The sequence below is a fragment of the Pseudomonas sp. F8002 genome (assembly GCF_013385495.1).
Taxonomy (GTDB): Bacteria; Pseudomonadota; Gammaproteobacteria; order Pseudomonadales; family Pseudomonadaceae; genus Aquipseudomonas.
The window spans coordinates 248213-262001 of record NZ_JACAPW010000015.1 but is presented as its reverse complement, the minus strand read 5'-3'; the positions used below and the strand labels follow the sequence as shown (position 1 = coordinate 262001).

The 13789-nt window shown below is 61.5% G+C and carries 11 protein-coding genes; 7 read left to right on the top strand and 4 right to left on the bottom strand.

Features of this window, described 5'->3' with window-relative positions:
* Positions 1 to 317: 317 nt before the first annotated feature.
* Both HX811_RS12905 and HX811_RS12900 read right to left on the bottom strand, forming a co-directional pair.
* Entirely contained in the window at positions 318 to 893 is a 576-nt protein-coding gene (locus tag HX811_RS12905; protein WP_003219125.1) for an ANTAR domain-containing response regulator, read from the bottom strand.
* 12 nt (positions 894 to 905) lie between these two features.
* Positions 906 to 2105, bottom strand: coding sequence for a CmpA/NrtA family ABC transporter substrate-binding protein (locus tag HX811_RS12900; RefSeq protein WP_177046125.1), 1200 nt, complete (start codon positions 2103 to 2105; stop codon positions 906 to 908).
* Positions 2106 to 2341: 236 nt separating this feature from the next.
* Here HX811_RS12900 and sctC point away from each other — a divergent pair, with 236 nt between their 5' ends.
* The 4 genes from sctC to HX811_RS12880 all read left to right on the top strand — a co-directional run bounded on the left by sctC (position 2342) and on the right by HX811_RS12880 (position 5933).
* Entirely contained in the window at positions 2342 to 3805 is a 1464-nt protein-coding gene (gene sctC / locus HX811_RS12895; protein WP_177046123.1) for a type III secretion system outer membrane ring subunit SctC, read from the top strand.
* Positions 3806 to 3979: 174 nt separating this feature from the next.
* A complete protein-coding gene (locus tag HX811_RS12890) occupies positions 3980 to 4357 on the top strand; it encodes a winged helix-turn-helix domain-containing protein (RefSeq protein ID WP_023659087.1) in 378 nt (125 codons plus the stop codon).
* Complete coding sequence (locus tag HX811_RS12885) at positions 4354 to 4821, top strand: transglycosylase SLT domain-containing protein (RefSeq protein ID WP_177019540.1); 468 nt, start codon at positions 4354 to 4356, stop codon at positions 4819 to 4821. The genes HX811_RS12890 and HX811_RS12885 overlap by 4 nt, the downstream gene beginning before the upstream one ends.
* Before the next feature lie 86 nt (positions 4822 to 4907).
* Positions 4908 to 5933 (top strand): quinone-dependent dihydroorotate dehydrogenase, encoded by a 1026-nt coding sequence (locus HX811_RS12880; protein WP_003219118.1) that lies wholly within the window; start codon positions 4908 to 4910, stop codon positions 5931 to 5933.
* Between the two features lie 120 nt (positions 5934 to 6053).
* Here HX811_RS12880 and rmf read toward each other — a convergent pair whose 3' ends face one another.
* Positions 6054 to 6269, bottom strand: coding sequence for a ribosome modulation factor (gene rmf / locus HX811_RS12875; protein ID WP_002553055.1), 216 nt, complete (start codon positions 6267 to 6269; stop codon positions 6054 to 6056).
* Between the two features lie 531 nt (positions 6270 to 6800).
* Between rmf and rlmKL the strand changes: the two genes are divergently transcribed.
* Together rlmKL and HX811_RS12865 are read left to right on the top strand one after the other, a co-directional pair.
* Positions 6801 to 9065, top strand: coding sequence for a bifunctional 23S rRNA (guanine(2069)-N(7))-methyltransferase RlmK/23S rRNA (guanine(2445)-N(2))-methyltransferase RlmL (rlmKL, locus tag HX811_RS12870; protein ID WP_177046121.1), 2265 nt, complete (start codon positions 6801 to 6803; stop codon positions 9063 to 9065).
* Positions 9066 to 9206: 141 nt separating this feature from the next.
* Positions 9207 to 11606, top strand: a complete 2400-nt coding sequence (locus HX811_RS12865; protein ID WP_177046119.1) for a diguanylate cyclase — start codon at positions 9207 to 9209, stop codon at positions 11604 to 11606.
* A gap of 136 nt (positions 11607 to 11742) precedes the next feature.
* On the opposite strand, the gene dacB is transcribed toward HX811_RS12865, so the two are convergent.
* Positions 11743 to 13203 (bottom strand): D-alanyl-D-alanine carboxypeptidase/D-alanyl-D-alanine-endopeptidase, encoded by a 1461-nt coding sequence (dacB, locus tag HX811_RS12860; protein ID WP_003219103.1) that lies wholly within the window; start codon positions 13201 to 13203, stop codon positions 11743 to 11745.
* Between the two features lie 236 nt (positions 13204 to 13439).
* Here dacB and HX811_RS12855 point away from each other — a divergent pair, with 236 nt between their 5' ends.
* Positions 13440 to 13784 carry a YggL family protein gene (locus HX811_RS12855; RefSeq protein WP_003219101.1) on the top strand — a complete coding sequence of 115 codons (345 nt, stop codon included), beginning with the start codon at positions 13440 to 13442 and terminating at the stop codon, positions 13782 to 13784.
* Positions 13785 to 13789: the final 5 nt, after the last annotated feature.

Below are 13789 nucleotides of genomic sequence, written 5' to 3'. Positions count from 1 at the left end.
GCAGATCAAAATCAAAAGCCAGATCAAAAGCACGCAGCCTCGCTGGCGCTCGACAGCTGCTACGGGCGGTGTGGCTCTGCTTTTCTGTAGGAGCTGGCTTGCCGGCGATGCAGACAACTCGGTACATCAGGTACTTCCAGTTGATGCTATCGCAGGCAAGCCAGCTCCCACATTTGAACCGTGCCCGCTTTAGATTTTGATTTTGCTTAACAACACTCAAGCCGGCCTGTAGCCCGGCTGTTCAAAAGTGAGCCGCCGTAAGGGCGGAACCAATAGCGGCCGTTACCTAAATAACGGATATACACCCCGCCCCCCTCTCACCCCAACAACTCACTCATCGCAATAATCTGCTCCGCCACCTGAATCAGCTTCTGCTGCCGACTCATCGCCTGACGCCGCATCAGCGTGTAGGCCTCTTCCTCATTACACCCCTTCATTTTCATCAACAAACCCTTGGCCGTTTCGATCCGCTTGCGTTCGGCCAACTGCTGATCCCGCGCCTGCAACTGCGCGCGCAGCGCCTGGTCACTCTCGAACCGCGCCATCGCCACATCCAGAATCGGCTGCAACCGCTGCGCCTGAATCCCCTCGACAATGTAGGCACTCACCCCGGACTTGATCGCCTGACGCATCACCCCCGGATCATGCTCATCGGTAAACATCACAATCGGCCGTGGCTGGTCGCGACTCACCAGCACCACCTGCTCCATCACATCGCGTCCCGGCGACTCGGTATCGATCAAAATCACGTCCGGGCGCACCGCTTCGACCCGCGCCGGCAAGTCGATCGTCAACCCCGACTCATCGATCACCTCAAACCCGGCCTCGGTCAACGCAGCCTTGAGCCGCCCGACCTTGCGCGGTGTGTCATTGATCAACAGGATTCGTAGCATGGGTTCCTCCTGTCAGCGCAAGGTCTGGCGACTGGCAACATCTGCCATGGCATGCAGGCGAAAGCTGCGGGCATACCCGGCCGGGTCCGAACCGTCCCAGATTTTTCCGTCGATCAACTGGCTGCTGCGCATGGCCTCGCCACCGGCAGGCACGCCCACGGCGCTGGCCGCCTGGCGATAGATGTCCAGTTGTTGCACACGCCGGGCAACGCCGAGGTAGTCCGGGTCCTCCCGCAGCAGGCCCCAGCGGCGGAACTGGGTCATGAACCACATGCCATCAGACAGGTAGGGCAGGTTCACCTCGCCGTCGCCATAAAAACGCAGCGCGTGGGGATCCTGCCAGTGGTTGCCGAGGCCGTCATCGTAGTCGCCGAGCAGGCGCGGTTCGATGCAATCGAGCGGGGCGTCGAGGTACTGCGGGGCGCTCAGCAACTGTGCAGTGGAGCGGCGGTTTTCCGTGCTCTGTTCGATAAAACGGCTGGCCTGCAGGATCGCCATCACCAGTACCCGGGCGGTATTGGGGTATTGCTCGACAAATGCCTGGGTGCAGCCGAGGACTTTTTCCGGATGGTCCGGCCACAGTGCCTGGGTGGTGGCCAGGGTAAAGCCCTGGTTCTGCTTCACCGCACTGGCGCACCAGGGCTCGCCCACACAAAAGCCGTCGATGCGCCCGGCTTGCAGGTGCGCAACCATCTGCGGCGGCGGCACCACCACACTGTCCACATCCTGCAGGGGATGAATGCCCTGGCTGGCCAGCCAGTAATACAACCACATGGCGTGGGTACCTGTGGGAAAGGTCTGGGCGAAGGTGAGTTTTGTTCGGCTTTGGTGCACGTGGCGGTCCAGTGCCTCAGGACTGGTCACCCCCAGCTGTTGCAAGCCACGGGACAGGTTGATGCTCTGGCCGTTCTGGTTCAGGCCCATCAGCACCGCCATATCGGTGGGTGCCACGCCGCCGATACCCAGGTGCACGGCGTAGATCAGGCCGTACAGGCTGTGGGCGGCGTCCAGTTCGCCGCTCACCAGATTGTCCCGCAGGCTGGCCCATGATGACTGGCGCCTGAGATTCAAGGTCAGGCCATAGGGCTGGGCGAAGCCCTGGGTGGCGGCGACCACCACCGAGGCGCAATCGCTCAGGGCCATGAAACCCAGGTTGAGGCTGCTCTTTTCCGGGGCATCGCTGCCGTTGACCCAAGCCAGGGGATCACTCATCAATACGTACCTTTCATAAAAAAACGCCGTTCCGTCGGGTACTCAGAGGAAGAGCCCGGGGTAACGACGTCTGTGTCCTTGAGCCCGTTCCGCCGTTGGCGCGAGCTGCGATAGACAAGGCATAGCAAGGCACATGCCACGATGCGCACAGGATGGGCTGGGCGTCAGCTTTTCATCAGGATTGAAATTGGCCTGCCTCGCAGTATGGCCGCTCTTTCAGCCCGGGCCATGCAGGCATGTTCAGCCACCTTCACCGTTTCTCGACACTGCTTTTCTGCCTGGTGCTGCTGGGCAGCCCCGGCGCGTTCGGGTACTCCTACCAGGCCCGTGATGAAAGCCTGCACACTTTTTTTACCGCGTTGTCCCTGCCGCTGGGGCAGCCGATCGTTGTCAGTCAGGCGGCAGCTCGCAAGCGCATCAGCGGGGCGTTCGATTTCGACTCGCCCCAACTGCTGCTGGAGTCGGTCGCCCAGCAGCAAGGCCTGATCTGGTACACCGATGGCCAGGTGCTTTACCTCTATGACGCCGACGAGGCGAAAAGCTCGGTAGTGACCCTGCGGCATATCTCGGTCGACCTCCTGCGTGGGTTCATGCGCCGTTCGGGGCTCGAAGAGGCGCGCTACCCGCTGCGTGCGAGTGGGGCGCGGGTGTTCTACGTGTCCGGGCCGCCGAACTATGTCGACCATGTGCTGCGCCTGGCCCAACTGATGGACCGCCAGCGTGCGGAACTGCGCCTGGGGCCGCAGCGGATCGGGGTGGTGCAGGTGCTCAACACCCACGTTGCAGACCGCGAGTACAACATGGGCGACAGAACCGTCACGGTGCCGGGCATGGCATCCATGATCGAAAAACTGCTGGCCGTCGAGCAGGAGAGTGCGTCCCCGCGGCAACCCGGATTACTGGCCGACAAGAATATCTCGGTGCTGGCGTACCCGGACACCAACAGCCTGCTGGTCAAGGGCAAGCCCGCGCAGGTGAGCTTTATCGAAGGTCTGGTGGCAGAACTGGACGTACCGAAGCGCGCGGTGGAGGTTTCGATGTGGCTGGTGGATGTGGACCGCGATGAGCTCAAGAAGATCGGCGCGACCATGCACAAGGGGTCGGACAAGCCTTCAGCTACCCGGGTCATGGCACCCATCGAGGACGAAGCATTCATGCAGCGGATCACCGCCTTGGAGTTGCGCAGGCGAGCGAGGGTCACGACGTTGCCGGTGATTCTCACCCAGGAGAATGTGCCCGCGGTTTTCAACGACAACCAGACGTTCTATCTGCCCCGGCCGGGTGAAGACCACGACGAATGGCAACCGGTGGTCTTTGGTACGCAGGTCAGTGTTCTGCCGCGCTTCGCCGAGGCGAATGAAATCGAGATGCTGCTCACCGTCGAGGATGGCCGCCAGATGGGCAAGGCTGCCAGTCGCGACAAACCCTCGGCGGGGGTGGAGCGGATGGGGATCAACACGGTGGTGCGTGTGACACCGGGTAGGCGATTGCTGGTGGGGAATTTTCAGCGCGATACCGGCACAGCCTTGCTCGGACGCTACAACGGGCCCATGGCCAACAGTGTGCGATTGTTTGTTATTCAGGCGACGGCGGTCGCAAGTGTGCTGCATACCGCTGCCGAGCCGGGGCAGGCGCCGCCGTTGACGCGCTCCCAGCATGAGCAGGTGAAGCGGGCATTTACCCGGGTGACCGAAGGATAAGAACGTTGGTGGCGCCCCTGGGCGGGCATCGCCGAAAGGTCCTACGTGCCCAGTCTGAAAAAATCAGTGCCTATGGGGTTTTTTCCTCTCCTATACAGCGAGTGGGCTTTTTATAGTCGCGACCTTCAGGAAACCAGTGTTGGAAATGAAGGTGAGTTGGGTGCGGAGGTACGAATGGCCGTGGTGAACGATGGGGTACTGGCTACCCCCATGGTCTTTGAGCGCTGGACGTTGCACGGCGACGGTAGATTGACCAGTGAAGACTCGGATATTCAACTCCCGCCCAAGGAGTGGCAGGTGTTGCGCCTGTTGCTGTCCTCGGCCGGAGTGCTGGTGACCAAGGACCACTTGCTGGAACAGGCATGGCCCCATAACGAGGCCACGGAAGAGTCCCTGACCCGTTGTATCTGTTCGCTGCGCAAATATTTGAAGGGCGGCAAGGGCCTGATCAAGACGGTATACGGCAAGGGGTACCGGGTGACCTGTGCGGTCAGGATGACCAGCCTGACGGTGGGCGCAGTCTGTTCCACCTGCGGTCGGGGGCAGGCATGAGCGGCGCGCGGTGCAAGGGGGCGCTGCTGCTGATGCTCACGCTCGGCTTCGGCAATGAAGCCCGGGCGTATTGTTGGGCCGAGGCTGCCAGCCGATACGGCATGGAACCGGAATTGTTGCAGGCCATCGCCGCGGTGGAGTCGGGCTATCGCGCCAAGGCCATGAATTACGCCAACAACAACGGCACCCGTGATATCGGGCTGATGCAGATCAACAGCATTCACCTGCCGCGCCTGCTCAAGGAGGGCATTACCGAGCAGCGCTTGCTGGATGAGCCGTGCCTGTCGGTGGAGGTGGGGGCGTCGATCCTTGCCGACTTCGTCAAACAGTTCGGCTACAACTGGACGGCAATCGGTTCCTACAATGTGGGCGGCGGGCCCGGGCCTCAGCGTGAGGCCCTGCGTCTTCGCTATGCGCAAAAAATCTGGGTCCGCTATGAGGAACTGATGACGCACCGTAACTGACGATTGGACGGCACGCCTCGCATGCAGCCCGTCACCCCGGCTATAATCGCCGCCACCTTTCGCCGCCATCCGAGTCAAGCCCGCCCATGTATACCCTGGCCCGCCAGCTGTTGTTCAAACTCTCTCCGGAAACTTCCCACGATCTGTCCCTGGACTTGATCGGTGCCGGTGGCCGCCTGGGGCTCAATGGCCTGGTGTGCAAGGCGCCGGCGAAAATGCCGGTGTCGGTGATGGGGCTCGATTTCCCCAACCCGGTAGGCCTGGCTGCGGGTTTGGACAAAAACGGTGCAGCCATCGACGGTTTTGCGCAGCTGGGTTTTGGCTTTGTCGAAATCGGCACCGTGACCCCACGGCCGCAGCCAGGCAACCCGAAGCCGCGGATCTTCCGCCTGCCGGAAGCCGAGGCGATCATCAATCGCATGGGCTTCAACAACCTGGGTGTGGATAACCTGCTGTCACGGGTTCAGGCGGCTAAGTACACCGGTATCCTCGGGATCAATATCGGCAAGAACTTCGACACGCCGGTGGAGCGTGCGGTGGATGACTATCTGATTTGCCTGGACAAGGTCTACGCCCACGCCAGCTACGTCACGGTCAACGTCAGCTCGCCTAACACCCCGGGCCTGCGCAGCCTGCAGTTTGGCGACTCCCTCAAGCAACTGCTCGAAGCCTTGCGCCAGCGCCAGGAAGATTTGGCTGTGCGCCACGGCAAGCGTGTGCCCCTGGCAATCAAGATTGCCCCGGACATGAACGACGAAGAGACCGTATTGGTGGCCCAGGCCCTGGTGGATTCGGGCATGGATGCGGTGATCGCCACCAACACCACCCTGAGCCGCGTCGGTGTCGAAGGCCTGGCGTATGGTGACGAAGCGGGCGGCTTGTCCGGTGCGCCGGTACGCGACCAGAGCACCCACATCGTCAAGGTGCTGGCGGCCGAGTTGGCAGGGCGCTTGCCGATCATTGCCGTGGGCGGCATCACCGAGGGCAAGCACGCGGCCGAAAAAATCGCCGCCGGCGCGAGCCTGGTGCAGTTGTACTCCGGCTTTATCTACAAGGGCCCGGCGTTGATTCGCCAGGCGGTGGATGCGATTGCGGCATTGCCGCGCGGCTGACAACAGGCAATAAAAAGGGCTCCTTGAAGGAGCCCCTGGGCCGAAGCCCGCCGCCCGGATGGGGCGTGCGTGGTTAAGTGGTTGCGTATTCGTGCTGGTGTCGGAATTAAATGCCCTTGATTAGCCGACGGCGTGAAGTTCGTTGAGTCTGTGGATTCCCGCAGTGCCAGTCATACCGTCCCAGTTGTCGCCGCGTCCTTCTCGCCAGCCGTTGATCCAGGCTTGGCGTACCGACGGTAGAGTAAATGGGCAAAGCTCACGGGATTTGCCATGAACGCCATATTGATATCCGCGTAAAAATGCTCTTTCCAACGGATCACGCTTAAGTCTTCTCATAGGGTGTTTCCCTCACTTGTTGACTGTCTTGATATCCTTCGGCCTCGTCCGAGGCCGGGCAGAGTTTTTCTGCCGTTGGTGCGCTCGCTGCCGGCGTGGCGAGCTATGTGTCGGCGTCGTTACGGCGCCAACCTGTGTTGAGTTCTAACCAATAGGTCACATGGATTCAATGATCGTTTTGTCATAAGCACGTAACGATAACGATGCTATAGCCATAAGCTGGGATGGCTTTTCGCCCCTTTTATTGGGCAAACCCAGCTATGATGTGCCCTTCAAAGAGGATGGGTTTAATCCTTTAGTGAGAATGTCCGCCTGTTGCAGTCGGTTATTATTCGACGAAGGGTCGGAATGTTTCTTCTTGTTGCTCCAAATACTTGAACTGCCCCGTCGATAAAGGCCCGAAAGGCCGGTAGCCGGGGTGGAACGGCACATTCGTGCCACACGAGCGCTCTTCAAGAAAAGCGCTTGATTGAAAACCGAACGCGCGATGCGTCGCCCGTTCACTTATTGCTGAAAAGCCTGGAATGCCCCATGTCGGACCGTTTTGAACTCTTCCTCACCTGCCCCAAGGGCCTCGAAGGCCTGCTGATCGAGGAAGCCGTCGGGCTTGGCCTTGAGGAAGCCCGCGAGCACACCTCGGCCGTGCGCGGCATGGCCGACATGGAGACCGCCTACCGCCTGTGCCTCTGGTCGCGCCTGGCCAACCGCGTGTTGCTGGTGCTCAAGCGCTTCCCGATGAAGGACGCCGAAGACCTGTACCACGGGGTGCTGGACATCGAGTGGGAAGACCACATGCTCGCCGACGGCACCCTGGCCGTTGAATTCAGCGGCCATGGCTCGGGCATCGACAACACCCACTTCGGCGCGCTGAAGGTCAAGGATGCGATTGTCGACAAGCTGCGCACCCCGACCGGCGAACGTCCGTCCATCGACAAGATCAACCCGGACCTGCGCATCCACCTGCGCCTGGACCGTGGCGAAGCGATCCTCTCTCTCGACCTGTCCGGCCACAGCCTGCACCAGCGCGGCTACCGCCTGCAGCAGGGCGCGGCACCGTTGAAAGAGAACCTGGCGGCGGCGATCCTGATTCGCTCCGGCTGGCCGCGCATCGCTGCCGAAGGCGGCGCGCTGACGGACCCGATGTGCGGCGTCGGTACCTTCCTGGTGGAAGGCGCGATGATCGCCGCCGACATTGCGCCCAACCTGAACCGTGAGCTGTGGGGTTTCACCGCCTGGCTTGGCCACGTTCCGGCGCTGTGGAAAAAACTTCACACAGAGGCCAGCGAACGTGCCGCCATCGGCATGGCCAAGCCACCGCTGTGGATTCGTGGTTACGAGGCGGATCCTCGCCTGATCCAACCCGCCCGTAACAACATCGAACGCGCAGGCCTTAGCCACTGGATCAAGATCTACCAGGGCGAAGTCGGTACCTTCGAGCCGCGTCCGGACCAGAACCAGAAAGGCCTGGTGATCTGCAACCCGCCGTATGGCGAGCGTCTGGGTGATGAAGCCAGCCTGTTGTACCTCTATCAGAACCTCGGCGAGCGTCTGCGCCAGGCGTGCCTGGGCTGGGAAGCGGCGGTGTTCACCGGTGCTCCGGACCTGGGCAAGCGCATGGGCATCCGCAGCCACAAACAGTATTCGTTCTGGAACGGCGCCTTGCCGTGCAAATTGCTGCTGATCAAGGTCACCCCGGATCAGTTCGTCACCGGCGAGCGTCGCACCCCGGAACAACGCCAGGCCGAGCGCGAGCAAGCGGCCTACGACCAGGCGCCGACCGAGCCGCAAGAGCGCCAGTACAACAAGAACGGGAACCCGATCAAACCCGCCCCGGCCCCGGTGGTCGAGCAGGCGCGCTTGAGCGAAGGCGGGCAGATGTTTGCCAACCGCCTGCAAAAGAACCTGAAACTGCTGGGCAAGTGGGCCAAGCGCGAAGGCGTCGATTGCTACCGTGTGTACGATGCCGACATGCCGGAATACTCCATGGCCATCGACCTGTACCACGACTGGGTCCACGTCCAGGAATACGTGGCGCCGAAGTCGATTGACCCGGAAAAAGCTTCGGCACGCATGTTCGATGCCCTGGCGGCCATTCCCCAGGCGCTGGGCATCGACAAGAACCGTGTGGTGGTCAAGCGTCGCGAACGCCAGAGCGGCACCAAGCAGTACGAGCGCCAGAGCGCCCAGGGCAAGTTCACCGAGGTCAGCGAAGGCGGCGTCAAGTTGCTGGTCAACCTGACCGATTACCTGGACACCGGCCTGTTCCTCGACCACCGTCCAATGCGCATGCGCATCCAGAAAGAGGCGGCCGGCAAACGCTTCCTCAACCTGTATTGCTACACCGCCACCGCCAGTGTGCACGCCGCCAAGGGTGGCGCGCGCAGCACCACCAGCGTCGACCTGTCGAAGACCTACCTGGACTGGGCGCGCCGCAACTTCTCCCTCAACGGTTTCTCCGACAAGAACCGCCTGGAGCAGGGCGACGTGATGGCCTGGCTGGAAGCCAGCCGCGATGAGTTCGACATGATCTTCATCGACCCGCCGACCTTCTCCAACTCCAAGCGCATGGAAGGCATCTTCGACGTGCAACGCGACCACGTGCAGTTGCTGGACCTGGCCATGGCGCGCCTGGCACCGGGCGGCGTGTTGTACTTCTCGAACAACTTCCGCAAGTTCCAGCTGGAAGACAACCTCGTCGAGCGGTATGCCGTCGAAGAGATCAGCGACAAGACCATCGACCCGGATTTTGCGCGTAACGCCAAGATCCATCGGGCGTGGAAAATCACCGCGCGCTGATCACTGCGTTCTGAAGCCGCAGGCCCGGATCATTCCGGCCTTGCGGCTTTTTTTTGCGCTGGTCAAACGCAAGTCCTGTGGCTATAACTTAGGACCTGGCCAAAGTGACGCACCCGCACGCTGGCGTTCCGAGTCTTGTCTATGCCGCTGCATGCCGTCCGCCCGAAAATCCTAGGCTTTATCAGTGAGCAGGTGTCGGCGTGGCTGGTGGCGGTGGTGGTGTTGCTGGCCGGTATCGCGCTGACGATTGTCGTCGCCTGGGCCGCGTCCGAGCTTTACCAGCAGCAGATGCGCCAGCGCTTTCAACTGCTGGTCAACGAGCGCTACAGCCGTCTCCAGGAGCGTTTCGAGGACCAGGAACAACGCCTGGGCAGCCTGCGGCGGTTCTTCGTCAATTCAAATACAGTCTCGCGCAAAGAGTTCGAAGGGTTCGCGCAGCCCTTGCTGTTGCGTACCCGCGCCTATGCCTGGGCACCCCGGGTTTTGCGTGACCAGCGCGGTGCGTTCGAGCAGGCAATCACGGCGGAGCGCGGTGCGAATTTTTCCATTCGTGAATTGAATGCGGCAGGCGAACTGACCCCGGCGACTGATCGCGATGAGTATGTGCCGGTGTTGTACAGCCAGACCCAGAGCATTCTCGGCTCGCCGCTGGGTTTTGACCTGTTGGCCCAGCCACTGCGGCGCTCGACGGTGGAGCGTGCGCAACAGTCAGGGAAGATGGCGGTGTCCCAACCCATGCAACTGGTGGGTGTGGAGCCGGCCTACGCCATGGGCGTATTGCTGGTGGCACCGGTCAGCCGCGCACCGACGACACAAGTGCCCGACAGTGAACCTTATGGCTACGTCATGGCGGTGATCAGCATGCGCCAGCTGGTGGCCGATGGCTTGCCCAAGGCCGCACGGGACAACCTGGTGATGCAGATTGTCGACACCTCCGATGCAGAGCAACGGGTGTTGTACGAATCCAGCAACCCTTTGGCAGACAGTGACCTGGTGGCAGCACGCCGGCTGACGCTCGGCGACCACGTCTACGTCTTGAGCCTGCGCCCCAGCCAGGTGTTCCAGCAGGGCAATCACTCGTCGCTGGTCAGTATCCTGGTCATGGGCAGCCTGCTGAGTGTGCTGCTCAGTGCGTTGCTCTACGTGGTGGTCAGCCAGCGCCAACGCGCATTGAAGCTGGTGGAGCAGCGCACCGCCCAATTGCGTCAGCGGGAACAGGAACTGCGAGGCACCCACGGCCAACTGCGCAGCGTGCTCAATGCGGCCACCCAGGTGGCGATCATCGCGACGGACTTGCGCGGTGTGATCACCACCTTCAACGCCGGCGCCGAGCAGATGCTGGGCTTTGAAGCACAAGAGGTACTGGGCCACCTGACCCTCGAAAGCCTGCACCTGGCCCCCGAGCTGGAAGCCCGTGCCGCGCAATTGAGCGCAATCCTCGGCAAGCGCATCGCGCCAGCCCAGGCGATGCTGGTGGACAGCGCCGATGCAGTGCATGAGGCCCGCGAGTGGACGCTGGTACGCAAGGACGGCAGCCAACTGACGGTGAACATGCTCGCCACTGTTCTGCTGGACGAGCATGGCCTGTGGGTCGGGCACCTGGCGATCTGCCTGGATGTCACCGAGCAGAAGCGCGCCTATGAGGCACTGGCCGCGCGGGACCGCCTGCTGAAGAAACTCAGCGCCCATGTGCCCGGCGGCATTTTCCAGTTCATCCTGGAGCCGAACGATGTCTCGCGTTTCATTTATGCCAGTGATGGCATCCGCGACATCTACGAAATCGAGCCTGGGGTGTTGCAGCAGGATGCGCGAAAGGTCTTCGAGCGGATTCATCCGCTGGATGTCGAGCGGGTACGGGAGTCCATTCGCCTGTCCACCCTGCAACTGAGCCATTGGCGTGAAGAATACCGGGTGCAGTTGCCCCATCGGGGGCTGCGCTGGGTTCGCGGTGAGGCGACGCCGGAAGAGCTGGCCGGTGGCGGTACGTTATGGCATGGCTATGTGTCGGATATTTCCGATCTCAAGCGTGTGGAGGAGGAGCTGCGAGCGCTGTCCATCACCGACTCGCTGACGGGAATCCATAACCGGCGCTACTTCCAGGACCGCCTCAAGGCCGAGATGATCCGGGTCAAGCGTGCCTCGGGGGCGTTGTCGGTGATCATGTTCGACATCGATCACTTCAAGCGCATCAACGACCAGCACGGTCACGCGGTGGGTGATGAAGTGCTCAAGGAGTTATGCCGACGCATCAGCCAGCGGTTGCGGCGCACGGATGTGTTTTGCCGCCTGGGCGGCGAGGAGTTCGTGGTGCTGTGCGCCAATACCGATGGCAGCCAGGCCTTCAATGTTGCGCTGGAGTTGTGGCAGGCATTGCGCAGTGCGCCGATGGAAGGTGTCGGCACGGTGACGGCGAGCTTCGGGGTCGCCAGTTGGCGGGTCGAAGAGGGCGTTGATGGCTTGTTGCTGCGGGCGGATTCCGGGGTGTACGCGGCGAAGCAGGCGGGCAGGGATAGAGTTGAGGCAGAGCGGACGCGTGCCTGAAGTGCGCGGCGATTCAAGCTATTAGAGATCAATGTGGGAGCTGGCTTGCCTGCGATAGCATCACCTCGGTATTCCTGATAGACCGAGGCGCCTGCATCGCAGGCAAGCCAGCTCCCACATTTGATATTTGCTGCTGTTAGAGGACCGGGGCCGCCGCCGCCAGTTTCGGCTGGCGATACAGGTCCAGCAGCACCTGGTCCAGTACCGAGGAGGCGCCCCACGGTTTCGGATCGTTGAGAATCGCCACCACTGCCCAGGTATTGCCATTGTTGTCGCGGCTGAACCCGGCAATCGCCCGCACGGTGTTCAGGGTGCCGGTCTTGACGTGGGCTTCGCCGCGCATGGCCGTGGTCTTCAGGCGTTTACGCATGGTGCCGTCGGTGCCGGCAATCGGCAGCGAACTGATGTACTCCGCCGCGTACGGGCTTCTCCACGCCGCTTGCAGCATGGTCGCCATTTCGCGGGCGCTGACCCGTTCAGCACGGGACAGGCCGGAGCCGTTCTCCATCACCAGGTGCGGCGCGGTGATGCCTTTTTTCGCCAGCCACTGGCGCACCACGCGCTGGGCGGCCTTGGCGTCGTCGCCGTCGGCATCGGTGCGGTACTGCGCACCCAGGCTCAGGAACAACTGCTGGGCCATGGTGTTGTTACTGTATTTGTTGATGTCGCGGATGATCTCCGCCAGGTCCGGCGAGAACGCACGAGCCAGCACTTTGGCGTTCTTCGGTACCGGCGCCTGGATGTCGCGGCCCTGGATGCTGCCGCCCAGTTCCTTCCAGATCGCCCGAACGGCGCCGGCGGTGTAGGTGGCGTGGTCCAGCAACGACAGATACGTCTGCGAACTGCAGCCGTCCGCCAACTGGCCGCTGACGGTCACGGTGACGCTGCCGTCGGCGGCGGTCATCGGGCTGTAGCGCACATCGCCGGTGCATTGCTTGGCGTTGGAGACCTTGACCTGGTTGTCGATGCGGATGCTCGCAATCGGCGGCTCGACCGAGACCAGCACCTTGCCCGAATCATTGCGGGTGACGAAGCGCAGCGCCTTGAGGTTGACCATCAAGGCATCGGGCTTGACCAGGAACGGCTTGTTCTCGTCGTTACCGTCGTCATTGAACTCCGGCAGTTGCGGCGGGATGAAGAAGCCACGGTCCAGCACCAGGTCGCCGGTCACTTGCTGCACGCCATTGGCCCGCAGGTCGCGCATCAGCAGCCAGAGTTTTTCCATGTTCAGCTTGGGGTCGCCGCCGCCCTTGAGGTACAGGTTGCCGTTCAGGATCCCGCCGCTCAGGGTGCCGTCGGTGTAGAACTCGGTTTTCCACTGATGGTTGGGACCGAGCATTTCCAGGGCCGCGTAGGTGGTGACCAGCTTCATGGTCGAGGCCGGGTTGACCGACACGTCGGCGTTGAACACGGTAGGTGTGCCCGGGCCATTGAGGGGAATCATCACCAGGGACAGGGCATTGTTTTGCAGCTTGGCTTTCTGGAGGGCTTCCTGGACCTTGGGCGGCAGGGAAGTGTTGATCGGGGCGGCGGTAACGGAAAAGGCCAGGGGCAGAAGAAAACTGGCGAGTAACAGTGGACGCAAAGATTTGATCATAAGAATTAAAACCCTACTGCTGAGGGGGTAAAAAGGTGAGGGGTATGTACGAAAAATCCCTCAATGGTCATGAAAGTGTCGGCATTATGCCCCAAGGCTGTCGCACTTGTGGCTGAACGATAGCTGCAATTGGCGGTTTTTTTTACTGGCACTCTGCCGCCTGTCCCAGAGAATCGGGCAAAGGCCTGCTTAAACTGCTAAAGTGCCGCCCGTTATTACTTAAGAGGATTGTTCCAATGGCGACTAACCGTTCCCGGCGTCTGCGCAAAAAACTGTGCGTTGATGAATTTCAAGAGCTGGGTTTCGAACTGAACCTGGACTTCAAAGAAGGTTTGGACGATGAAGCGGTTGACGCTTTCCTCGAAGCATTCCTGACTGAAGCGATGGACGGCAACGGCCTGGACTACGTCGGCGGTGATGACTTCGGTCTGGTTTGCAAAGCCACCCGTGGTTCGGTCAACGAAGAACAGCGTGCCGCTGTTGAAGCGTGGCTGAAGGCTCGTCCAGAGCTGACCCGCGTTGAAGTCAGCGCCCTGCTGGACGCTTGGCACCCAGAAAAGCCGATTAACCCGGCAGTCTGATGTCA

Bases quoted from the DNA above. Each gene is read 5' to 3' on its own strand.
- HX811_RS12905 (WP_003219125.1), bottom strand. From the start codon at position 893: ATGCTACGAATCCTGTTGATCAATGACACACCGCGCAAGGTCGGGCGG.
- HX811_RS12900 (WP_177046125.1), bottom strand. From the start codon at position 2,105: ATGAGTGATCCCCTGGCTTGGGTCAACGGCAGCGATGCCCCGGAAAAG.
- sctC (WP_177046123.1), top strand. From the start codon at position 2,342: ATGTTCAGCCACCTTCACCGTTTCTCGACACTGCTTTTCTGCCTGGTG.
- HX811_RS12890 (WP_023659087.1), top strand. From the start codon at position 3,980: ATGGCCGTGGTGAACGATGGGGTACTGGCTACCCCCATGGTCTTTGAG.
- HX811_RS12885 (WP_177019540.1), top strand. From the start codon at position 4,354: ATGAGCGGCGCGCGGTGCAAGGGGGCGCTGCTGCTGATGCTCACGCTC.
- HX811_RS12880 (WP_003219118.1), top strand. From the start codon at position 4,908: ATGTATACCCTGGCCCGCCAGCTGTTGTTCAAACTCTCTCCGGAAACT.
- rmf (WP_002553055.1), bottom strand. From the start codon at position 6,269: ATGAGAAGACTTAAGCGTGATCCGTTGGAAAGAGCATTTTTACGCGGA.
- rlmKL (WP_177046121.1), top strand. From the start codon at position 6,801: ATGTCGGACCGTTTTGAACTCTTCCTCACCTGCCCCAAGGGCCTCGAA.
- HX811_RS12865 (WP_177046119.1), top strand. From the start codon at position 9,207: ATGCCGCTGCATGCCGTCCGCCCGAAAATCCTAGGCTTTATCAGTGAG.
- dacB (WP_003219103.1), bottom strand. From the start codon at position 13,203: ATGATCAAATCTTTGCGTCCACTGTTACTCGCCAGTTTTCTTCTGCCC.
- HX811_RS12855 (WP_003219101.1), top strand. From the start codon at position 13,440: ATGGCGACTAACCGTTCCCGGCGTCTGCGCAAAAAACTGTGCGTTGAT.